Source organism: Vagococcus changpingensis, assembly GCF_058211775.1.
In genome coordinates, this window is record NZ_JBYVZB010000002.1 from 374,532 (window position 1) to 397,994 (window position 23,463).

A 23,463-nucleotide genomic window follows, 5' to 3' on the forward strand; every position below is an offset into this window, starting at 1 on the left:
TCGACTCCTTTAGTTATCATAATACCCAATTTTAGTGAGATATGATAGTATAAAAGATATGAGAAGGGATGCTAGTCATGAAAGAGATTATTCATTTATTACATACAAATGATATACATTCACATTTAGAAAGATGGCCTAAAATTCGTCGTTGGCTAAATGAGGAAACTAAAAATTATGAAAATCAAGGAAGCAATGTTTTTAGATTTGATGTGGGAGATTTTCTGGATAGAGTACACTCTTTAACTGAAGCAACAGATGGCATAGCAAATGTAAATTTGATGAATCAAGTTTACTATGATGCTGTCACAATTGGAAATAATGAAGGTATTACAAATAGTAAGAGAGTATTAAATCATCTATATAAACAAGCAAATTTTCCTATTGTTTTAAGTAATTTAAAAGATAAATTAACTCATGATTATCCAACTTGGGCAAAACCTTACACTATTGTGGAAACTACTCAAAAGGTAAAAATAGGAGTGTTTGGTTTAACGGCACCAATGGTACTGAGTTATAGTCCATTTGGTTGGGATGTGGTTGATCCATTTGTAGCCGCAAAACAGATGATTGATGAGCTTTCCGAAAAAGTAGACATTATCATTTTATTATCCCATTTAGGTATTATGGATGATAAGAAAATGGCAAATGAATATCCACAAATTGATATTATTTTAGGAGCACATACGCATCATCTATTACCAAAGGGATTAATCGAAAATGGTGTATTATTATGTGCCGCAGGTAAGTTTGGAGAATATGTAGGAGATGTATCGATTGAATGTCATAATGGAAAAATTATGAAAAAAACAGCTAAAACGATTGATATAAATCTATTATCACAAGAGATTTCGGATATAAATGAAATTACTAGTTACAAGAATCAGGGGGATCAGTTATTAGAAAGTAGGCATGTGGGCAACGTGACGGGTAAGCTAAATAAACGAGATTCTTTAATAAAAATAGCCTTAAAGGCCATGGAAAAAAGCAGTGGATGTGACGTGGCGATGGTTAATTCTGGATTATTTCTGACAGATTTAGGACCAGGAGAGATAGATGAAAAAGACCTACATGATTGTTTACCTCACCCAATGAATTTAATAAAGGTAACACTACAAGGAAAAGACTTAATTAGATTGGCTAAAGAGGTTGTGAAAAATCGTGACTTTTTACTTAAATTTCCTATTATCGGCATGAAATTTAGAGGCAAATATTTTGGTGAAACATGGTATGATGGCTTTAATTATAATGAAAAAACACATGAAGGATTTTGGTTAGGAAAGCCAATTGAAATGGATAGATTTTATAGTTTTGTGACAGTTGACCATTTAGCATTTATACCATTTTTTCCTACCATCGAAATAGCAGGCGAAATTGAAATATTAGGACCTAGTTTTTTAAGAAATAGTGTGGCAATGTACTTAAATAAACAAAATGATGATTAAAAGATAGAGGTAAGAATGATGGCGAAAAAAAATAAAAAAATAGAAGAAGCAGAAGATATCGACGTTCAACCAGAGGAAGTAGATGAAGTTCTTTTGGAGATGTTAGAAAATTATCATCCAGATTCTTTCCCATTAGCTGATGGGACATATCGATTGGTAAAAGAATATCGAGATGGATTTGATTATGAAACAGTTATTAAACGATATAATGAAGTTTTATCAAAATATGATTATATTGTTGGTGATTGGGGTTATGATCAATTAAGATTGCGTGGTTTTTTTAAAGATGATTTTAAGAGCGCACCGCTTGATGCTAAAATTAATACATTAAATGATTACTTATATGAATTTTGTAATTTTGGATGTGCCTATTTTGTTATTGAGCAAATTGGAGATTTTAAACGAAAGGGGCGTTCTTCCACCTTTAAATCGTCTAAAAATAAAAATCAAGCACATACTAGTGAAAAAAAGTATGACACTAAAAATAATAAAAAATCAAAACCTAAAGGAAGCAATCAATCAAGAAACAGTCAATCGACTAATAAAAAAAATAATAAACCACCTAAAAGTAAAGAAGGCACTAAAGAACGTCACTTTAAAATAAAGAAAAAAGAAGATTAGGAGAGAAAAAATGACTTATAAAGGCTATTTAATCGATTTAGATGGTACCATTTATTTAGGAGACAAGCCAATTAAGGCTGGTAAGCGATTTGTTGATCGGCTAAAAGAAAAGAATATTCCTTTTTTATTTGTAACCAACAATACAACTAAGACACCTCATGTAGTAAAAAAAAGATTACAAGACTCTTTTGACATTGATGTTTCTACTGATACCATATATACAGCAAGTCTAGCTACAGTTGATTATATGAAAGATAAGGGCTTAGGAAAAAAAGTGTATGTGATTGGTGAAGAGGGATTAAAAGAGGCCATCTTTTCTTCAGGTTTTGTGTTAGATGAGGAACATCCTGATTATGTGGTTGTGGCTCTTGATACAGATTTAACCTATGAAAAATTAGCAGTTGCGACACTAGCTATTCAAAAAGGGGCACACTTTATTGGCACAAACCCTGACAAGAATATTCCAACTCATCGTGGTCTGATGCCAGGAGCTGGAAGTTTGATTGCAGGAATTGAGACAGCAACGCAAAAAAGTGCAACTTATATCGGGAAACCAGAAGCCATTATGATGGAAAAAGCTTTAGAGCGGTTAAAATTAGCTGCGAATGAAGTCATGATGGTGGGCGATAATTATGAAACGGATATCCGAGCAGGAATTGATAATGATATAGATACATTATTAGTTTTAACAGGATTTACAAAAAAAGAAGATGTGGTAACACTTCCTATTGCTCCTACAAAGGTCATTGATTCTTTAGATGAATGGCAGGTATAGTTAGTGGTAAAATCAAAGGAGATAGTAAACAGGGTTGTCTTAATTCTATTTTTATTAAGTCTAGCGATTACGTTGACGATTAATGCTAGATGGTTATACGTATTTGATATTCATTATTTAGGCATTACAGAGTACACAGAATATAGTAAACAAACTATTTTATCTAACTATGATGATTTGATGCGATATTTAAACTTCTTTTGGGTAAAAACACTATCGATGAAAGATTTTCCAACTTCATCTGAAGGGGCATTTCATTTTTTTGAGGTTAAACGGTTATTTCAAATGAACTATGCTATATTGTTGATTACGTTAGTGCCAAGCCTAAAATATTTATACCATTTATTTAAAGATAAGATGGTTTGGACTCTTACTACAATGATACAGGGTATTTTACTAAGTTTAGGAGCATTGGCTTTTTTTATGGTTGTTGCTTTCAATCAATTTTTTGTCTTATTTCATGAAGTTTTCTTTAATAACGATGCCTGGATTTTTTACCCTGAGATAGATCCTATTATTTTAGTTTTGCCTCAGGACTATTTTTTCCATTGTTTTATTTTGTTTTTTGTTTTATTTATTTTCTTTTTAATGATATTACTTATTAAAGGAAAAAAAGAATTAAAAAAAAACCAGTGATGCGTAAAGTATCACTGGTTTTCGTTTAGTCGATCGGGTTCAGAGTGAGCTAGACGACTTGCTGCAGCAGCTGCGATAGCTCCGACAATATCATCTAAAAAGGTATGAACTTGATTTCCTTCATGTGAATTCAATTTTTCTAAAATACCTGGTTTGACTTTATCTATGTAACCATAGTTAGTAAAACCAATGGAACCATATATATTAACAATAGATAATGCTAATATTTCATCAATTCCATATAAACCTTCATCTGTTTCAAGAATTTCTTGTAAAGGTTCTAGCACTTGATGATTTTCTGCAGCGATATCAAGTTGAATCCCTGTCAAAATAGCATTTTGAACTTCTCGTTTATTTAAAACAGCCTCAACGTTTTCTAAACACATATCAAGAGTTAAATCTTGTACGTATTTTTCTTGTAGAAAGTAAACTAGCTCTGCGATGTCTTTAATTGTTACACCACGATCTAATAATAATTGTCGAGACATTTTTTTTAGCGTTTCTTTTTTTATTGTCATTATGTCACCTTCTTAATTTGTATTGTTAACTAGTATAACCTAGTGTCAGAGTTGTAACAAGCATGAACTATTGGTCAAATAAACTAGTACTATGCATTGGTTGAATACGTTCTTTAGGATTTATGTGGTTTACTGCGTGGTTAACGGCAATCGGTGCTTCACCAAATCCAGTTGCGATAAGTTCAACTTTCCCATCATACGTCGAAATATCCCCAATCGCAAAAATACCATCAACAGACGTTCTAGTAGCAGAATCCGTTACAATTGATTGACGTGTTAATTCAATTGGCCAATTCTTTATTGGCCCTAGTGAAGAAGAAAAACCGTAATTAACGAGTAAATCAGATACGTCAATCGTTTTTGATTCATCTTCTTTTGGATTAAATAGGGTAACACCTGTTAAGTGTTCTCCATCTCCATGTAATTCTCGAATAACAAAAGGCGTTTCGATTTCGACACTGGATTGTTCTAATAAGCTGATACTATGTTCATGTGCTCTAAACGTTGGACGACGATGTACCAGTTTGACAGATTTAGCAACATTTTCAAGCATCAATGCCCAATCAACCGCAGAATCACCACCACCACAAATCATGATATCTTTTCCTCTAAATTGTTCCATATCAGTCACAAAATAGTGTAGTCCTTTTCCTTCATAATACTCATGACCCTCAGTTGTTAATCGTTTTGGTTGAAACGCACCATTACCGGCAGCGATGATTACCGTTTTGGAATAATGTGTGCTTTTTTTTGTAATAAGTTTAAACATGTCATCTTCTTTTTCAATTTGTAACACTTCTTCATCTAAACAAATCGTTTGATTAAACGGTTTAATTTGTTCAACTAATTGATCGACTAATTGTTGTGCTTTTATATTTGGAAACCCTGCTACATCGTAAATGAGCTTTTCCGGATAAAGTAAACTAAGTTGTCCTCCAAGTTGTGGTAGAGATTCAATAATTTTAGTTTTAGCTTGTCTCATTCCAGCGTAAAAAGCAGCGAAAATCCCAGCAGGTCCACCACCAATAATTGTAATATCGTATATTTCTTTTGTCATGTGAAACTCCTTTACTAAATCAATACACAAAGTATAAATGACATTTTTAGATAAAGAAACTATTTTGAATTTTGAAGTGTTTTTAATTGTTTTATGACACAGTGTCATATACAATGACACTGTGTCATAAAACAGTTAGGAGGTAGATTTATGCCAAGTCCCACATTTTTTCGTTTAGAAGAAGAAAAGCAGCAAAAAATTATTGCAGCATGTGAAAAAGAATTTTCTGATGTTCCAATCCATCAAGCATCAATCGCTAATATTGTAAAGTATGCTGGTATACCAAGAGGAAGTTTTTATCAATATTTTGAAGATAAAGATGATGTCTTTTACTACATTTGTGATAATTTAGTAAAAGAACCTGAAACAACATTCATGGCATTATTTAAAGAAAACAAAGGAAACTTATTTTTAACCATGCAAGAATTTTTTGATTATTTTATTTATTTGATTTTGAGAAGTGATCATGCAAAGTTATTAAAAAATATCTTTATGTATATGGATTACAAACGTTCAAGTGAAATTTTTGATGAATTAAATATTGATCGAAAAACAGAAAAACATTTGAGAGGTCGAAAAAAGCAACGTTATCACCAATATGAAGAATTAATTGGAAATATTGATTATTCATACTTAAAAATATCTAATGCAAAAGAATTAAAAGTATTATTAAGATTATTGTTTTATACGATGCACGCATCAATTAATGAAATTTATCGTTCAGAACAAATGGGAAAAAAAGTAAATATTGAAAAAGCGAAAGCGGAGTTTAATATGAAGTTAGATTGGATAGCTTACGGGGTAATTGAAGATAAATAGGAGGATAGAAGCATGTTAAGAATCATAAAACGAATGTCTCTACCAGCAGTTTTAGGGGCTATTTTATTCATCGTAATTCAAATTACGAGCGATTTGTATTTACCAACGCTCACGTCAAATATTATTGATAATGGTGTTACTAAGGGAGATATCTCATACATCTGGCGCGTTGGTTTTGTGATGATAGGTATCTCATTTATCGGCATATTAGCATCTATTGCTAATACCTTTATTGCCACAAGACAAGCGCAAAAACTAGGAAAAAAATTGCGTTCTGAGATTTATGAAAAAGTAGAATATTCATCTCAACGTGAATTTGACAAGATTGGAACAGCGTCTTTAATTACCAGAACAACCAATGATGTTAATCAAATTCAAATGGTTAGTCAAATGTTCTTAAGAATCATGATTAATGCACCGATCACATTAATAGGTGCAAGTGTTTTGGCTTTTTATCGTGACAGAGAACTGACAAAAATATTTTTATATGTCATTCCAATGATTATATTAGTTGTGGGCGTCACAATGTATTTTGCGATTCCATTATTTAAAAGTTTACAACAAAAAACAGATAGACTGAACTTAGTATTTCGTGAAGGACTAACAGGTGTACGGGTTATCCGTGCATTTAATCAAACAAAATTTGAAGAGCATCGTTTTGATGATGCTAATAAAGACTACACGAATACTGCTATAAAGGTAAATACACTGATGTCATTCTTATTACCTGTGATTACGTTCATTATTAGTGTGACAAATGTATCTATTATTTGGTTTGGTGGTCATAATATCGCGGAAGGAACGCTTGAAGTAGGGAACATGATGGCGTTTATGACGTATGCTATGCAAATTTTAATGAGTTTTGTGATGATGGCGATGATTTTTGTATTTGTACCCCGTGCTCAAGCATCAGCTGTTCGTATTAATGAAGTACTTGATATGAAAGACGATATTAAAAATCCAGATTCACCAAAAGCATTTAATTCAGATAGTTCATTAACATTTAAAGAAGTTAGTTATAGCTACAGTGGTGCCGAAAAACCTGCTTTATCTGATGTTGATTTTACCGCCAAAAAAGGTGATACGGTTGCGATTATCGGAGGGACTGGTTCAGGTAAATCGACGTTGGTCAATTTAATTCCACGTTTCTTTGATACAACAGAAGGTGAGATATTAGTGGATGAATGCAATGTAAAAGATGTCTTGCAACATGAACTAAGAGAAAAAGTCAGTTTTGTACCACAAAAAGCAGTGCTATTTACAGGGACAATTCGTACAAATATGCAATATGGGAAAGAAAACGCGACTGATGAAGAAATTTGGGAAGCGTTGGAAATTGCTCAAGCTAAAGAGTTTGTGTCTGAATTACCAGATGGTTTGGATAGTAAAGTTGAGCAAGGTGGAACAAACTTCTCAGGTGGACAGCGTCAACGTCTATGTATAGCTAGAGCACTTATAAAAGACGCGTCAGTTTATGTATTTGATGATTCCTTCTCAGCACTTGATTTTAAAACAGATGCTGCTCTTAGAAAAGCATTGAAAGAGTCGATTACTGAAGCAGTAGTCGTCATAGTAGCGCAAAGAATTAGTACCGTGGTGGATGCTGATACGATTCTCGTATTAGATGATGGTGTCATGGTAGGTCGTGGCGATCACCAAACGCTAAAAGCAACAAATGATACCTATCAAGAAATTATTTCATCACAGTTGAGTAAGGAGGAAATAGCATGAGACAGCACGGACCTGGTGGAGTAAAAGGAAAAAAAGCCAAACCAAAGAATTTTTGGAAAACAACCAAACGATTGATGTCATATATGTTAAAACGATGGTATTTAATAGCATTAGTGTTTGTGTTAGCTACCGCCTCAACAATATTTCAAATCCGTACCCCTAAAATATTAGGGGAAGCAACAACTGAAATTTTTTCTGGGTTAATGAAAGCCAAACAAACGATGATGAGTGGTGGAAAAGTAGGGAAAATCGATATCGATTTTGATAAAATTGCTAGTATTTTAATGATTGTTCTAGCGATGTATATTGCTTCTGCTGTTTTTAGTTTTCTACAACAGTTTATTATGACACGAATTTCTCAACGAACAGTGTATCAATTAAGAAAAGAATTTAAAGAAAAAATGGGACGTGTCCCTGTTTCTTACTATGACACGCATTCAAATGGTGATATTATGTCTCGTGCGATTAACGACATGGATAATATTGCTACAACCCTCCAACAAACGTTAACTCAGTTTGTAACAAGTATTTTAATGTTTTTCGGGGTACTGTGGATGATGTTAACAATCAGCTGGAAGTTAACAATTGTTGCAGCGTTGACAGTGCCACTAAGTTTAATCATCACAATGATTATTGCACCAAAATCTCAACGTTATTTTGGCAAACAACAAGCGAGTTTAGGTTTATTAAACAATCAGATTGAAGAAAGCTATAGTGGACATGCAGTTGTTAAAAGTTTTAATCATGAAAAAGATAATATAGATGTATTTGAAATTCAAAATCAACAGTTATATGAATCTGGTTGGAAATCGCAATTTATTTCAGCGATTATTATGCCATTGATGAACTTTGTAAAAAATATTAGTTATGTCTTTATTGCTGTATTAGGTGGGATTCAAGTAGCAAATGGATACATGCCTTTAGGGGACGTACAAGCTTTTATGCAATACACTAACCAATTTGCTCAACCTCTAAGTCAAATGGCGAATTTGTTAAATACAATCCAATCAACAATTGCTTCGGCTGAACGTATTTTTGATGTATTAGATGAAATGGAAATGAGTGATGCAACAGTTGATGATTCACTTGCTAAACCAACAGATGCAGTTGTGTCATTCCAACATATGGCATTTGGGTATGATGATAGTGAATTATTGATGAAAGACTTTAACTTAGATGTATTTAAGGGACAAAAAGTTGCCATTGTAGGACCAACAGGTGCTGGTAAAACAACCATCATCAATTTACTTGAGCGTTTTTATGACGTTTCAGGTGGATCGATTTTGTATCAAGGAAAAGACACTCGTAATATTAAACGTGAAAAACTACGTTCTCATTTTTCAATGGTTTTACAAGATACTTGGTTATTCACTGGTTCAATTGTTGATAACATTCGCTATGGAAAAATGGATGCTAGTGAAGAAGATGTTATTCGTGCAGCAAAAGCAGCACGTGTAGATGAATTTGTTCGTCGTTTACCAGAAGGATATGATACCGTGTTAAACGAAGACGCATCAAATATTTCTCAAGGACAAAGACAGTTAATCACCATCGCTCGGGCTTTTTTAGTTAATCCAGATGTCTTAATTTTAGATGAAGCCACTTCAAGTGTTGATACAAGAACTGAAATATTGATACAAGAAGCAATGGATAGATTATTAGAAGGTCGTACAAGTTTTGTTGTGGCTCACAGATTATCAACGATTCGCGATGCAGATAATATTATTGTGATGGATCAAGGGGACATCGTTGAAACAGGAAATCATGATCAATTACTTGAAAAAGCCGGTTTCTATGCTGAATTGTATAATAGTCAATTTTCAACAGGGGTAAGTATTTAATAAAGAAAATGATATTCATCTAATTTTCTGAATATAATAATGGAATTTCTTGGATAAAAGGTGTTACAATGTAAAGTGATATTGAGGGAAAAGACATTGATTCGAAAATTTAGGGGGAAATGAATATTATGGTTAACTTTTCATTAAATCCAAACACCAAATTAACTTCTGTTGCCATTAAGGTAAAAGATTTTGACAGAATGTTAAGTTTCTACCAACAAGTTGTTGGGTTTGATTTGATTAATGAAGAAAATGATATGGCGATTTTAGGTATTGGTAGCCAGAAAAGAAAATTGCTGGGATTGATTTCGACACCAGATGGCGTGGAAGGGTCAAATATTCAGACAGGATTAAACCATACATCGTTTGTTTTTCCAACTCGAGACGATCTTGCTCGTTTTATTAAGCATCTCATGTTATTAAATTATCCAATTGAAGGCGAAAGTGATCATGGTTTTTGTGAGTCAGTTTATATCAGTGATCCTGAAAATAATCGTTTAGAATTTAGTTGGGATAAGCCAAAAGATGAGTGGCCAATGGTAGATGGTAAAATAGATGGTGTAACAAAAGAATTAAACATTCAACAATGTTTAAACAATGTGAAAGGTGAATACACATCAGTTCCAGATGAAACAAAAGTGGGACATGTTCATTTATCAGTATCGGATTTAGAAATGGTTTATAATTTTTATGCTGAGACATTAGGATTCAAAATAAAAGATGATGATTTTAGTTCAACTCATTTATTGTCAGTTAACGATTATCATCACCAGCTAGCCATTAATGAATCACAATCAAATGACATGTCACCTGTTATTCGTGATACTGACTTAGGAGTAGACCATGTAACGTTTGATGTCCCAACAATGGAGGATTTACTTTCATTAAAGGAGAATCTTGAGACACTTGGTAGTGACTTCTACTATAATAAAGGCAAGAGAATTATTGGATTATATGATCCAAGTGGTATTCATTTGTGGTTTATTGTATTTAAAAAAGAGAACAAAAAATAGTAATAAGGCTGATAATCTCTACTGGTAAGACTAGTTAGAATTATCAGCTTTTTTGTGGATAAGAAGGAGATAGAATGTATTCTAAAACCATTCAATTTATTGAGTCATTGTGTAAAGAAAGCATCATTCCAGGTGCTAATTATTTGTTTTTTAGTCAAGATAATGTTGTAAGGGGAAGTACGGGGTATAAACAATTTTTACCTGTTAAAGAAAAAGCAACCTCTAATGTCTTATATGATATGGCATCACTTACGAAAGTTATGATGACTAATACTGTCGTATTAAAATTAATTGAACAAAATCAACTAAATATTGATGTGCCTTTTAACACGTATTTACCCATATGGCATGAAGACAAGGTGACATTAAGACATCTGTTAACACATACCTCAGCTATTTCAGGGTACATTGACAATAGAGATGAGCTATCAGCTGAAGAATTAAAAGAGGCGTTGTTGACGTTACCAGTAGATTATAAAAAAATGGGCAGAGAAAAAAAATATACAGATACGGGAACGTTATTAATAGGATTTATGCTTGAAGAGATTTATAGACAGAATGTTCATAATATATTTGAAAAGGAAGTTTTAATCCCCTTAAATATGGTGCATAGTGGTTTTAGTAAAATAAACACTTCTTTATGTGCACCAACAGAGTTAACGAAAAATAGAGATTTAATTAAAGGAGAAGTACATGATCCAAAAGCATATCAATTAAAGGAACACTGTGGCAGTGCGGGGTTATTTAGTAATATTGACGATAGTTTTAAATTTGTTCAAATGATGTTAAATAAAGGAAGGCTACCAAATGGAGAAGTATTTTTAGAAGAAGAAACAGTGATGTTATTATTAAATGATTTTACACCGAATAACGATTTATCTCGTTCACTAGGTTGGGATTTAAAGTATCATTTAGAAAAAAAACATCCGATATTATATCATACTGGTTATACTGGTACTTTTATGTTGATAGATATTATTGAACAAGAGGCTTTTATTTTTTTATCAAATCGAGTCCATCCTTATGATAATAGACAAGATTATTTAAGAAAACGTGATGAATTAATTGAAGTTTATCAAAAAGAACAGACGAATTAAACAAGAAATGATATACTATTTTTATCAATATAGATGAGGTGAGGGGAAAAAGATGGCAGAACCATTATTTTTAAAACCAGTATTCCAAGAAAAAATTTGGGGTGGAGAAAAATTATCGACTGAGTTTGGTTATGAATTAACTAGTAAAACGATAGGGGAATGTTGGGCAATTAGTGCGCATCCTCATGGTGTTTGTACGGTTAAAAATGGGGAGTTCAAGGGAGAAAAGTTAGATGATTTATGGAAAAAACATCCGGAACTTTTTGGTAATCCAAAAGAAGACGTATTTCCATTACTGACTAAAATTTTAGATGCTGAAGATGACTTATCTGTTCAAGTCCATCCTGATGATTTTTATGGGTTAAGTCATGAGGGAGAATTAGGAAAAACGGAATGTTGGTATATCATTAGTGCAGAACCTGGAGCGGAAATTATTTATGGTCATCATGCTAAATCAAAAGAAGAATTAAAAAAAATGATAGACTCAGGTGAGTGGAATCAATTATTGAGACGTATACCTGTTAAAAAAGGTGATTTTTTCTATGTTCCTAGTGGGACCATTCATGCCATTGGTAGTGGGATTATGATTTTAGAAACGCAACAAAGCAGTGACACAACTTATCGCGTATATGATTATGATAGAGCAGATGACAATGGAAACACGCGTGAATTACATATTCAACAATCACTAGATGTGACGACTATTCCTCATATTGACCCTAAATTAGAAATAACGCAATTAAATGAGAATCAATCAAGTGTAACAACCTTTATTGAATCAGATTATTTTGATGTATTTGAATGGAATGTCGATGGCATATTAGATATCAAATCTAACGCACCATACACATTAGCGAGTGTTATTGAAGGGTTTGGTTATTTAAAAATCGGTGCTAATCAAACGTATGAACTCTCAAAAGGAATGCATTTCATTATTCCCAATGATATTGACACATGGGTATTAGAAGGTGATATGGATATCATCGCATCAGAACCTGGAAAAAAGAATAGATAATAAAAAAGACATCATGTTGCAAAATCAACATGATGTCTTTAGTTTCATTATAATAATTCTGTGATTGGTTTATAGTCATCTAAACGATTTTGATCTTCAGCAATTACGTTTGAATTTAAACTACCATTGTATGTATTAAATCCATTTCTTAGAGCTTCGTCAGTTGCAACAATTTCTTTTAAAGATTGATTAGCCAACTTAACAATATATGGTAACGTATTATTTGTTAAAGCAAGAGTTGATGTGCGAGCTACTGCACCAGGCATGTTTGCAACTGCATAATGAACAACGTCATGTCTAATATAAGTTGGATTATCATGGCTTGTTACGTGGTCAGTCGTTTCAAAAATACCACCTTGGTCAATTGCAATATCAATGACAACAGAACCAGGTTTCATTTGTTTAATCATATTTTCAGTAACAAGTTTTGGTGCTTTACGTCCAGGTATTAAAACGGCACCAATAACTAAATCAGCTATTTTAACTGATTTTTCAATGTTATGAGAATTAGAAATAACAGTTTCAATGTCATTTCCAAAAATATCTTCTAGTTGTGCTAATCGTTGTGGATTAATGTCTAAAATTCTTACTTTGGCACCTAAACCAATGGCAATTCTAGCAGCATTCATACCAGCAACACCACCACCAATAATAACGACTTGTCCTTTTTCAACACCAGGAACAGAAGACAATAAAACACCTGAACCTTGGTTAATAGATTGTAAGAAGTATGCACCAGTTTGTGGCGCCATACGACCAGCAATCTCAGACATTGGTGTTAATAAAGGCAATGAACCATCGGGTAAACGAACGGATTCATAAGCAATTGCTGTAATCTTGTTTTCTAGTAAAGCATCAGTTAATTCTTTATTAGGGGCTAAATGAAGATATGTAAATAAAATTTGATTAGGTTTGAATAAATGATATTCAGATGCTAATGGTTCTTTAACTTTTAGGACCATATCAACATCCCACGCGTCTTCTTGATTTTGAACGATGGTTGCACCCATTTCTTCATATGCACTGTCTTCAAAGCCAGCACCTACTCCTGCTTGAGTTTGTACGAATACTTCATGTGACTTTTCCACTAAAATTTTGACAAATGGTGGAGTCAAAGCAACACGGTTTTCATTGTTCTTAATTTCTTTTGGTACGCCTATTTTCAATTTTTTTCACTCCTATTCTTTCATAACCTGTTAAGATTATGACAGTATCATTATACATAAAATGTAAGAAGAATGCTAATAATATACTGTTTATAAGAAAAAAGAACACAAGTTTTATCTTGTGTTCTAATTCAAATCATCCAAAGAAAACGTTATTTCATATTTTCTTTTCATAGCCATATTAAGTATTCTAAGTGCTAATTGTTTGTTTTTTGCTAGTAGTGGACCATGGAAGTATGACCCCATGACATTTTTATAAATAACGCCTTCCGTTTTATCTTGTCCGTTATTTCCATAGCCTTTAATAACAGTTCCAAGAGCTTTTTCACCATCACCTAAAAAAGTCATACCGTTATGATTTTCAAAACCATAATAAGTTTCATTAAATTCCTTATTATAGATCTCGATATCACCAATAAAACGATTATTGTCTTGACTTAAAGTATAGTGTGGAAGAGCAGAAATACCATTAATTTTCTCTCCATTAGCCCCAATATAATACTCACCAAGTAGTTGGAAACCTCCACAAATAGCTAGCATGACACCATCGTTTTCGATGTAACGAGTGATAGAGTCTTTTTTTGATTGGATGTCTTCAGAAACAATTTTTTGTTCATAATCTTGCCCTCCACCGAAAAAAACGAAATCATATTTTGTATCATCAAAGTCTTCAAAGACGCTGATAATTTCTGTTTCTATCGAAATACCTAATTTTTTTGCGTAGTAATTTAGTAGAAGTAGGTTACCATTATCACCATACGTATTAAGTAAATTTCCATAAAGATGGCAAAAATTTAATTGAAAGTCTGACATATTAGGCATCCTCCTTAATAAAACCTTGCTGAATTAATTCTTTTCTTAAGCCTAATACAGCAGTATAAGTAGCTAAAATATAAACATGTTCAGTAGGAGCTGTTTTGATTTCTTCAATCACCTGATTTAGTGAAGAGGTTTCAATTAAGTTATTTTCTTGTATTCCTGCGACTTTAAGTCTAAGTGACATATCACTCTGACGTTCTCCACCAGAAATGACTTTAGGAATATCTAATTCACCTAACTCTTCTAGTTGACTATCCCAAATCCAACTAACATCAATTCCATCAGCATAGTTGGCATTTAGTAGTGCAGCAAGTGAAAATGGGTAAGGAGATAATTTCATCGTATCAATCACTTGATTTAACCCAACAGGATTTTTTACTAAAACAAGGGTACACTTTTTATCGCCAATTTCAATAACTTCTTGACGACCGAATACTTTTTCATCGTAAGATAGCCCTTTTTTAATTTTATCAGATGAAATATTATAGTGCTTAGCAACAGCAGTAGCGGCTAGAGCATTGTATATATTATACATCCCACCTACTTCAATTTGATAATCATGTGAATCAATAGTAAAAGTAGAAGAGACATTGGTCATGTGCTTAATATCAGTCAAAGAAACATTAAGTGCAGGACGTTTAAAGTCACAATTTGGACAATAATAATCACCCAAGTTACTGTAAGTAATCATTTTATAGTGAAGAATGTGATGGCAATGAGGACACAGAACACCATCAGTATTATAATGAGCCATCTGTTCTTCATCATCAGCATGACTAAATCCATAATATTCTCTTGGGTTGATAGTGTCGATAGAGTTAAATATCGGTAAATCACCATTCATTAAAATAGGTGCATTTGGTGCTTTTTTCGCCCCATCAACGATTAATTGATAAGTCGTGTAAATTTCCCCATAGCGATCCATCTGATCGCGAAAAATATTGGTAAATAAGAATAACTCAGGTGTTAAAAATTCTGTCACTTTATTTAAACTGGCTTCGTCGATTTCTAAAACAGCGACGTTTTTGCCATGCTTATTTTTCTTTCCTTGAAGGAAGGTTGATACAATACCTTGTAACATATTTGCTCCTGTTGTGTTCGTAACAACAGAATCGAATTCCTCTTTTAATATATTAACGGTTAAAGCAGTAGTTAATGTTTTACCGTTTGTTCCTGTCACAACAATCACATCATAGTCTTTTGCTAAACTTGAAAGAATTGTTGGATCTATTTTTAAAGCCAATTTTCCAGGTAAGCTACTGCCACCTTTGAAAAACGTTTTTAATAGCCATTGTGAAGATTTACCAACAGTTGTCGCTAATCCACTTTTAAAACTCATATACATTCCTCCTGTGTATACATTAACTTAATCATGATACCATAAAATAAGAATTGAAAGATTAAAAAAATACATAAGATTCTATGATAAGATAACAAAAACTACTTAGAACATGAAAAAATATGTTCTAAGTAGTGACATTAGCCAATAATAATTTTTTCAGTTGGATAAATATAGCCACGGTCATGTTTTTCTTTTGGAATAAAAATCATTAAGGTGTAAAGCATGCCAATACGTCCAACAAACATTAAAATGGCAATAACAATTTTACCAATTGGGGAAAGAGAAGAGGTAATGCCTAGTGATAATCCTGTTGTTCCAAAGGCAGAAGCGACTTCTACAATTAACGCAATCATTGTTTCATTTTCTGTAATCGTTAGTATCATAATAGACAAAAAACACATAAAGACAGATAAATTAAACACAACGATGGCTTTTTTTATGTCTGTTCGATCAATTCTTCTATTAAATATAGTGACATTTTCTTGTCCTTTTATAAAGCTATACATATATAATCCTAATATCGCAACGGTTGTTGTTCGCACACCACCACCAACAGAACTGGGGCTACAACCAATGAACATTAGCATTGAAAAAAGTAATAGGGTAGGTGTTTGAAAATCATTTAGATTATTTAATTGTAAACCAGCATTTCGTGTGGTAGTAGAATAGAACATAGACGTCAGCCATTTTTGTTGTTCGCTCATATCAATAAATAAATGGTTTTTTTCTAATAAATAGATTAAAATTGTTCCAACGATAAATAATACAATATAGATACTAATCGCTAATCGACTGAATAGGGAAAAACGAAAAGGTAACTTATGATTGTCTCTTCTATAAAATAACCACTCTTTTACTTCCATTAAGACTGGAAACCCAATCCCGCCAATCATAATAAGTAGCATCAAAATAGGTAAAAAGAAAAAGTCGTTTTTATAAGGGGTGACCGACTCACCTGTTACATCAAACCCAGAGTTTGTTACTGCTGAGATGGATTGATAAAATCCATGGAACAACGAATCAACTAAATCAAGATGATGTTCGGCAAAATAAAAATGGGTAGAAAAAACAAGACCAAATAGCAATTGTATGACTAATACAGTCAGCATAGTATTTTTGATTAATCGAATACTTCCGCTAAGCTTTGGAGAGTTCATATCAGTCATGATTAATTGTCGACGCTTTAGAGAAATTTTCTTCTTTGATAAAATGAAGAAAAAAGTTGACACCATCATAATACCAAAGCCACCTATTTGAAAGAGAATTTCAAGTAAAATAATCCCACGTTGGTTAAATACTTCATTAATATTGAAAGTACTTAAGCCTGTCACACTAACCGTACTAATAGCCATAAAAATCATATCAAAGGTTGAATAATTAGCATTATCTTGATGGAAAAATGTTAAATTAAGTAAAAAGTAAGCGACAGTTGTAATTAACACATAATATAGAAAAATAATTTGGATACTCGAAAGGTGTTGGTTAATGTACCGAGTGCTTAGGTGCTTTAATTTCATATACGAAAACTCTAAACGAGGCATAGTATTTCCTCCTTGTCTGGTAATATCTCAACTAGTATAACAACTTATGTCTGATTAAACTAGTCTTAACAAAAAAGACTCTAAATTTGGGTGCTTCTATTTATGACTCTTAGTAATAAAAAATAAGTGATAACAATTAAAAAAAAATAATTGTTATCACTTATTTTTTATTACATAATTGGTGAAAATAATCGTGCTGTTTTTTGTTTGAATTTCAACCAAATAGACATGTCATCAATCATTTGCTGTGTTAATTCTTTGGATTGCTTTAAGTCTTCTGTAAAATAATGAGATAAAGCACTATTGATAGATTTATCATACATAACAGCACTCGCTTCAAAATTCAGTTTATAACTGCGAATATCTTGATTAGCTGAACCCACGATGCTTACTTCATCATCCATAATAAGAACTTTAGAATGAAGAAATCCACCTTCATAAATAAAGACATCAACATCATGTTTCATAATCACTTGAGCAAAATATTGTGTTGCCCTATAGATAAAAGGATGATCTGGTTTATTTGGAATCATAATTCGTACATCTACACCGGACTGTTTAGCAATTTTTAAAGCATCAAGAATTGTATCATCTGGTATAAAGTATGGTGTTTGAATCCAAATCCGTTTTTTAGCACTGGTGATAAGTTTTGTAAAAGCTAATTTAATTTGTTGCTTCTCATCATGTGGTCCACTAGCAATAATTTGAATATCAGTTGTGGCTTTCTCATTTGGTTTTTCATGATATAAATAATCAAGCTTTCCAATAAGTTTTTTATCATCAGGGACGGAAACATTCCAATCGGATAAAAAGCGTAATTCTAAGATAGAAGTAGCGGGGCCGTCAATTCTAAGATGGGTGTCACGCCAGTAGCCAAATTTTTTAGTTGTTTCAACGTACTGATCTGCGATATTAAATCCACCAACATAACTAATTTTTCCATCGATTACAGCGATTTTTCGATGGTCATGATAGTTGACACGAAATTTTAAAATAGCCTTCTCACTGGTAACAAAAGTTTGGATTCGTCCACCAGCTTCAATTAATTTAGAAAACTTTGTTTTCTTAACTCCTTTAGAGCCTAATTCATCATATAATAGGCAAACTTCTACCCCTTCTTTTACCTTTTCAGTTAATAGATCAACTACTCTCATACCCGTTTTGTCTGTCACAAAAGCATAATATTCAATATGGATAAACGTTTTAGCGTGTTTAATATCATTTAATAATGCTTCTAATTTTTTCTCTCCATCGGTTAATATGGTGACGTTGTTATGGTGCGTTAAAGGTGTATAATTTAAATTAGACATGAAGTAGGCAAGCTGAGCATATTTATTATCTGAAGGTGTATCATCATATAATTGCGATGTTGGATCGTAAATATCATCTAGCGAGCTAAAATCCATTGTAATTTGATTTTTAATTTCATATCGTTCCTTTTTACTTAGCCCAAGACCAAAAAATAAATATAAAATAAATCCTAAAAATGGGATAAACATAAAGACTAATAACCACGCCCAAGTAACACTAGTATCACGCTCTCTATAAAATATTAAAAACAGAGCAAATAGTAAGTTGATTAAATATAAAATGATTAACAGGACACTCATGAATATACCCCTTTCTTTGATACTTTATTTTAGCAAAAAAATAGCGATATACCTAGCTAATTATTTAGGACTCTTTTTTTGACGTTTTAATTCTTTTTTTAGTGCTTGTTTAGCATGATGGTCAGCCATTTTATTTGATTCTTGTGGAATCCATTCAATCATTAAATCGCTAAATTCCTGACTTAAAACAAGTAATTTTGATAATAAAGGTAGAAAGCGATCATTTTTTACATAACGTTTATGAAATGATTCAACCACAATCCTACTGTCAGAATAAATAAAAATTAAGTCTTTTTGCCAATTATTTTGTAGACAGTATTCTAAAGATAGAATCATGGTCTGAAATTCTGCTATATGGTTATCTGTCGCATCTAAAGGAAATGTTTCTACGATTGTCTGATTTTCTTTTTTTATAATAAAACAACCAGCACTTACTTGGTATTTAGGATGTGTTGAAGCATCAGTATTAATTTTTATCATAAAATTCCTCATTTCATTTTTTTATTCGTATATATTGTGTTAAGATTATATCCTAGAGTAAAGTGATTGTAACGGAGGTTAGTGATGAGTGAGAATAAAATTCACATATATAGATACCAACCAATACTAGCTGATACAGTGATTTATTGGTCGTTGACCTTTGTATTATTTTTTGCCAGTATGATCGGTTTATTAGAAGAACAAGGGCGGATTAATCTATTTAGTATTGTGACATTTTTTATTTTTTTATTTTTTTTCTATTTAGGAACAAGGAGAAAATTAATCTTAACTCAAGAGCAGATTAAAGTGAATGCGGTATTAAAAAAAAATGAATACACGATAGATATTAGTAAAATAAAAAAAGTGTTAGTGGGGAAATATGGCTTTACACTAGTCACAAATCAACATGAACGTTCTTATTTAATGCTTCCATCATCTAAAACGAATTTTATTCATCATTTAGAAGAGTCAGCCCAGTTATCTTGCATGGTAAATGGGTATAAAAAATGAGTTGACGATTAATCAACTCATTTTTTTTCATCTATAACAGAAACGTTCGATGCTTGTAAGCCGCGAGCTCCTTCTTTAATATCAAATTTAACTTGTTGTCCTTCAAAAAGTGTTTTAAACCCATCCTGTTCTATTGCAGTAAAATGAACAAAGATTTCCTCATCTTGATCGTAAATAATGAATCCATATCCCTTTTTTACATCAAACCATTTCACTAAACCTTGTTTCATTTCACATTCCTCCAGGTTTTTTCTTGTCTCATACTGATTATTATACGTTTAGAACGAATATTCGTCAAATAACAAAAATTTATACAAAAGCATCTAGAAATAAAGTTTGTTCTTTCAAAAAAATGTTATATACTGTACTTATTGTTTAACTAGATTACAAGATATTATTTATCGATGAGGGAGATGAACCAATGTTTCTTTATATTTTTATTATTATAGGGAGTATTATTTTAGATCAATTAACTAAATTGATGGTGGTACAACATTTAGATTTGTATGATACAACGATGACTAATCCTATTTTATCCATTACCCATATCAGAAATGAAGGAGGAGCCTGGAGTATATTTGAAGGCCATATGTGGTTTTTTTTATTAGTTGGAGTGATTGCTTTAGGTATTTTTTCTTACCTACTATATAAACATAGATATAAAAATAAATGGTTAACAGTGGGGCTAAGTTTTGTCATTGGTGGAACTATTGGTAATTTCATTGACCGATTTAGACAAGGGTATGTGGTGGATATGTTTCAAACAGAGTTTATTAGATTTCCAATTTTTAATGTAGCAGATATTTTTTTAGTTGTTGGTGTTTTGTGCATCTTTATTTATATTCTACTTTTTGATGAAGAAAAGTCTCATAGATGAGTATCTTGCGAAAATCAATAAAGAGTAGTAGAATGGAATTAATATAATTTGTGAGGATGATGCTATATGTCAAAGGATCACTTAGTTGACGAAGCGATTGAAAAGTTAAAAGCAGCTGATATAAGAATAACGCCACAGAGATACGCTATTTTGGAATATCTAATCGAAAGTCACACACACCCTACGGCAGATGATATCTATAAAGAGTTGGAACATCGTTTTCCAAACATGAGTGTGGCGACTGTTTATAACAATTTAAGATTGTTTACTGAGATTGGTTTTGTTATCGAAATGACATATGGTGATTCTTCAAGTCGGTTTGATTTTACAACGGAGAAACATTATCATGCCATTTGTGAAAAGTGTAAAAAAGTAGTAGATGTTAATTATCCTGGCTTGGGTGATGTTGAAGCGGCTACTGAAAAATTAACTGGTTTTAAGATAAATGATCATCGTTTAGAAATGTATGGTATTTGTCCAGATTGTCAAAAATTAGAAGAAGAGGTTATATAAAAAAGTCCATATTTCTCTTTATGAGAAGTATGGACTTTTTTATTAGTTATTACCTGACATATCAAGTAATTTATTTTTTAAATCTTCTTCCATCATCGCTAATTCTAATTCAGCATTACGGCGTTTTTCTTTGCCTTCTTGTTGAATTTTAAGTGTTTCTTGGATGGTTTCAATTAAATCATTTTGTGTCTTTTGTAGTGTCTCAATATCAACAATGCCACGTTCGTTTTCTTTTGCTGTTTCAATAGCTGAAATTTTTAGCATTTCAGAATTTTTAGCTAACAAATCATTTGTTGTTTCAGATACTTGACGCTGAGCTGTAACCGCATCTTTTTGCCTTAAAAGAGTTAAAGCAATCGCCACTTGATTTTTCCATAAAGGAATGGCTGTATTAATAGAAGCTTGTATTTTCTCAGCTAGTGCTTGATTTGTATTTTGAATCAAACGAATTTGTGGTGCTTGTTGAATCGTAATCTGTCTCGCTAGTTTTAAGTCGTATGTTCTTTTTTCAAGACGATCAACAAATTGGTTTAAGTCATTCACAATTTGTGTATCCATTTGGTCACCAGTTTTTTCAGCTAAAGCCATTGCTTCTGGAATCGTTTTTGTTTGAAGTTCTTCAATTTTTAATTCCCCAGCTGCAATATAGATATTCAAGGCATCAAAGTAGTCCTTATTTTTATGATAGAGTTGTTCTAACATGCTATTATCTTCAAGTAATCCATTTTTTTCATGATCTAGTTTAACAGCTATTTTATCAATCTGAGCACCAATTTTTTGATATTTTGCTGTTGTTTCATAAATGGATTGCTTTACCTTTCCAAACATGCGTTTAAATAGATTGCCATCTTTTGCTTCAAGTTCACTAGGACTTGCTTCATTTAAACGATACATTAATTCAGTTAGAGAATCTCCCATTGGACCAATATCTTGTGTTTGAACATGATTCAACATGGTATGTGAAAATTCACTTAATTTTTGTTGTGCCGCAACACCATAGCTTAAAATGGATTGGCTATCATTTGTATCGATTTGATTGGCTAATTCTTGTGCTTGTTGTTTTCGTTCATCTGATAGTCTATCAATGACTTTTGTTGACGTTTGGGCTTTTGTTACTTGTTGTTTTTTTTCAGCCTGATTTAATAAGTCAGATTGTTCCAATTCTGAAAATGGATTACTTAGTAAATCATCTAAAGTATTATCAATGGGTTCAGCTTTTTTTAATTCATCCGACATTACAATTCCTCCTGATCATCAGATATATTGTGTTTAAAGGCTTCTTTATTAGCATTTTGTTTGGCAATTGAAATTTCTACTTCTAAATCTTCGATATCATCTGAAACAAAATTTTCATAATCTTCTATGATAAGACGAGAGACATTTTCGATTGCACCAATACTATTATTTAGTGTATCATATGTCGCTTTACTTTTGATTTCATGATTAGAAATGTCTGCATATTTATTCGTCATTTCAACCAGATTAGGCAAATGAGTATACAAAAATTTATCTGCCAAATGAAGTTTTTTAGGTTCTTTAACAATTTCTTTGAACATCGCTTTTGCTACTTTCAATGTGTCATATCTCAAGTTAATGGCATTTAGCTTCGGAATATTATAGAAGTTTTTTTCTAATTGATCAATTTGTCCTTTTGTTTCTGATAGCGTTGTTCTAAAAAAAACAATCTCTTTGTCAGACATGCCAGCTTCATAATAATGTTCTTGTTTTTCTCTAGTCAGTTCAGGAACGACTTCTTTGTTTTTTCGTTTAGAAATCTTTCGATAAATTATCCAACTTATAGCAATTAAGATAAATACGGTACCAAGATTTTCATTAATATCCGTTAAAACGCACATTCCTATTAAAAAACCAATAACACCGACGATTGTGTATTTCATTCTCTTCATTTTGTCACTCCTCTTTTCAAGTATTTTTTGTATAGTATTAGTTTAGCATAAGGAAGTAAAAACATTATCAGTCCTAAGTTTGATTTATAAATAAGTATTAAGGATACAGCGAGTTTTGTTGAAATAACGA

General features: G+C 32.1%; 24 protein-coding genes. 13 read left to right on the plus strand and 11 right to left on the minus strand.

The window, feature by feature from the left end; all coding sequences use genetic code 11:
* The first annotated feature begins 77 nt into the window (after positions 1 to 77).
* The 4 genes from AC37UB_RS06290 to AC37UB_RS06305 are packed head-to-tail and all read left to right on the plus strand — an operon-like array spanning position 78 to position 3,477.
* Positions 78 to 1,445 (plus strand): bifunctional metallophosphatase/5'-nucleotidase, encoded by a 1,368-nt coding sequence (locus AC37UB_RS06290; RefSeq protein ID WP_490685459.1) that lies wholly within the window; start codon positions 78 to 80, stop codon positions 1,443 to 1,445.
* Positions 1,446 to 1,463: 18 nt separating this feature from the next.
* Complete coding sequence (locus AC37UB_RS06295; RefSeq protein ID WP_241699364.1) at positions 1,464 to 2,066, plus strand: YutD family protein; 603 nt, start codon at positions 1,464 to 1,466, stop codon at positions 2,064 to 2,066.
* Positions 2,067 to 2,076: 10 nt separating this feature from the next.
* Positions 2,077 to 2,841, plus strand: coding sequence for a TIGR01457 family HAD-type hydrolase (locus AC37UB_RS06300; RefSeq protein WP_241699365.1), 765 nt, complete (start codon positions 2,077 to 2,079; stop codon positions 2,839 to 2,841).
* A gap of 3 nt (positions 2,842 to 2,844) precedes the next feature.
* Positions 2,845 to 3,477 (plus strand): TIGR01906 family membrane protein, encoded by a 633-nt coding sequence (locus AC37UB_RS06305; RefSeq protein ID WP_117972711.1) that lies wholly within the window; start codon positions 2,845 to 2,847, stop codon positions 3,475 to 3,477.
* Positions 3,478 to 3,488: 11 nt separating this feature from the next.
* Here the strand turns inward: AC37UB_RS06305 and AC37UB_RS06310 are convergent, their stop codons facing one another.
* Both AC37UB_RS06310 and AC37UB_RS06315 read right to left on the minus strand, forming a co-directional pair.
* Complete coding sequence (locus tag AC37UB_RS06310) at positions 3,489 to 3,995, minus strand: phosphatidylglycerophosphatase A family protein (protein ID WP_071457198.1); 507 nt, start codon at positions 3,993 to 3,995, stop codon at positions 3,489 to 3,491.
* Between the two features lie 67 nt (positions 3,996 to 4,062).
* Positions 4,063 to 5,052 carry an NAD(P)/FAD-dependent oxidoreductase gene (locus AC37UB_RS06315; protein WP_490685460.1) on the minus strand — a complete coding sequence of 330 codons (990 nt, stop codon included), beginning with the start codon at positions 5,050 to 5,052 and terminating at the stop codon, positions 4,063 to 4,065.
* Positions 5,053 to 5,202: 150 nt separating this feature from the next.
* Between AC37UB_RS06315 and AC37UB_RS06320 the strand changes: the two genes are divergently transcribed.
* From AC37UB_RS06320 to manA, 6 genes are all read left to right on the plus strand, one after another.
* Entirely contained in the window at positions 5,203 to 5,871 is a 669-nt protein-coding gene (locus AC37UB_RS06320; RefSeq protein WP_117972713.1) for a TetR/AcrR family transcriptional regulator, read from the plus strand.
* Positions 5,872 to 5,883: 12 nt separating this feature from the next.
* A complete protein-coding gene (locus AC37UB_RS06325) occupies positions 5,884 to 7,602 on the plus strand; it encodes an ABC transporter ATP-binding protein (protein ID WP_490685461.1) in 1,719 nt (572 codons plus the stop codon).
* Positions 7,599 to 9,443: an ABC transporter ATP-binding protein gene (locus AC37UB_RS06330; RefSeq protein WP_117972715.1), complete on the plus strand. Its 1,845-nt coding sequence runs from the start codon at positions 7,599 to 7,601 to the stop codon at positions 9,441 to 9,443. The genes AC37UB_RS06325 and AC37UB_RS06330 overlap by 4 nt, the downstream gene beginning before the upstream one ends.
* Positions 9,444 to 9,571: 128 nt before the next feature.
* The gene (locus AC37UB_RS06335; protein WP_158559391.1) at positions 9,572 to 10,456 is read left to right on the plus strand and encodes a VOC family protein; all 885 of its coding nucleotides are present in this window, start codon (positions 9,572 to 9,574) and stop codon (positions 10,454 to 10,456) included.
* A 74-nt stretch (positions 10,457 to 10,530) separates the two neighbouring features.
* Positions 10,531 to 11,553, plus strand: a complete 1,023-nt coding sequence (locus AC37UB_RS06340) for a serine hydrolase domain-containing protein (protein ID WP_117972717.1) — start codon at positions 10,531 to 10,533, stop codon at positions 11,551 to 11,553.
* 52 nt (positions 11,554 to 11,605) lie between these two features.
* Complete coding sequence (manA, locus tag AC37UB_RS06345; protein ID WP_117972718.1) at positions 11,606 to 12,568, plus strand: mannose-6-phosphate isomerase, class I; 963 nt, start codon at positions 11,606 to 11,608, stop codon at positions 12,566 to 12,568.
* 47 nt (positions 12,569 to 12,615) lie between these two features.
* Here the strand turns inward: manA and ald are convergent, their stop codons facing one another.
* The 6 genes from ald to AC37UB_RS06375 all read right to left on the minus strand — a co-directional run bounded on the left by ald (position 12,616) and on the right by AC37UB_RS06375 (position 19,526).
* Positions 12,616 to 13,734 carry an alanine dehydrogenase gene (gene ald, locus AC37UB_RS06350; RefSeq protein WP_117972719.1) on the minus strand — a complete coding sequence of 373 codons (1,119 nt, stop codon included), beginning with the start codon at positions 13,732 to 13,734 and terminating at the stop codon, positions 12,616 to 12,618.
* A gap of 126 nt (positions 13,735 to 13,860) precedes the next feature.
* Complete coding sequence (locus AC37UB_RS06355) at positions 13,861 to 14,547, minus strand: type 1 glutamine amidotransferase (protein ID WP_117972720.1); 687 nt, start codon at positions 14,545 to 14,547, stop codon at positions 13,861 to 13,863.
* A 1-nt stretch (position 14,548) separates the two neighbouring features.
* Entirely contained in the window at positions 14,549 to 15,892 is a 1,344-nt protein-coding gene (locus AC37UB_RS06360; RefSeq protein WP_490685462.1) for a MurT ligase domain-containing protein, read from the minus strand.
* Between the two features lie 140 nt (positions 15,893 to 16,032).
* The gene (locus AC37UB_RS06365) at positions 16,033 to 17,436 is read right to left on the minus strand and encodes a TrkH family potassium uptake protein (protein WP_371821043.1); all 1,404 of its coding nucleotides are present in this window, start codon (positions 17,434 to 17,436) and stop codon (positions 16,033 to 16,035) included.
* A gap of 170 nt (positions 17,437 to 17,606) precedes the next feature.
* Positions 17,607 to 19,046 carry a cardiolipin synthase gene (gene cls, locus AC37UB_RS06370; protein WP_490685463.1) on the minus strand — a complete coding sequence of 480 codons (1,440 nt, stop codon included), beginning with the start codon at positions 19,044 to 19,046 and terminating at the stop codon, positions 17,607 to 17,609.
* Between the two features lie 60 nt (positions 19,047 to 19,106).
* Entirely contained in the window at positions 19,107 to 19,526 is a 420-nt protein-coding gene (locus AC37UB_RS06375) for a ribonuclease HI family protein (protein WP_158559393.1), read from the minus strand.
* Positions 19,527 to 19,610: 84 nt separating this feature from the next.
* Between AC37UB_RS06375 and AC37UB_RS06380 the strand changes: the two genes are divergently transcribed.
* Positions 19,611 to 20,036 (plus strand): EbsA family protein, encoded by a 426-nt coding sequence (locus tag AC37UB_RS06380; protein ID WP_117972724.1) that lies wholly within the window; start codon positions 19,611 to 19,613, stop codon positions 20,034 to 20,036.
* 17 nt (positions 20,037 to 20,053) lie between these two features.
* Here the strand turns inward: AC37UB_RS06380 and AC37UB_RS06385 are convergent, their stop codons facing one another.
* Positions 20,054 to 20,266, minus strand: a complete 213-nt coding sequence (locus tag AC37UB_RS06385; RefSeq protein WP_117972725.1) for a cold-shock protein — start codon at positions 20,264 to 20,266, stop codon at positions 20,054 to 20,056.
* Between the two features lie 191 nt (positions 20,267 to 20,457).
* Between AC37UB_RS06385 and lspA the strand changes: the two genes are divergently transcribed.
* Positions 20,458 to 20,913 carry a signal peptidase II gene (lspA, locus tag AC37UB_RS06390; protein ID WP_490685464.1) on the plus strand — a complete coding sequence of 152 codons (456 nt, stop codon included), beginning with the start codon at positions 20,458 to 20,460 and terminating at the stop codon, positions 20,911 to 20,913.
* 66 nt (positions 20,914 to 20,979) lie between these two features.
* Positions 20,980 to 21,426 carry a peroxide-responsive transcriptional repressor PerR gene (perR, locus tag AC37UB_RS06395; RefSeq protein WP_117972727.1) on the plus strand — a complete coding sequence of 149 codons (447 nt, stop codon included), beginning with the start codon at positions 20,980 to 20,982 and terminating at the stop codon, positions 21,424 to 21,426.
* Positions 21,427 to 21,468: 42 nt separating this feature from the next.
* Here the strand turns inward: perR and AC37UB_RS06400 are convergent, their stop codons facing one another.
* Positions 21,469 to 22,662, minus strand: a complete 1,194-nt coding sequence (locus tag AC37UB_RS06400) for a toxic anion resistance protein (protein WP_117972728.1) — start codon at positions 22,660 to 22,662, stop codon at positions 21,469 to 21,471.
* The gene (locus AC37UB_RS06405; RefSeq protein WP_490685465.1) at positions 22,662 to 23,333 is read right to left on the minus strand and encodes a 5-bromo-4-chloroindolyl phosphate hydrolysis family protein; all 672 of its coding nucleotides are present in this window, start codon (positions 23,331 to 23,333) and stop codon (positions 22,662 to 22,664) included. Before AC37UB_RS06405 ends, AC37UB_RS06400 begins: the two co-directional genes overlap by 1 nt.
* Positions 23,334 to 23,463: the final 130 nt, after the last annotated feature.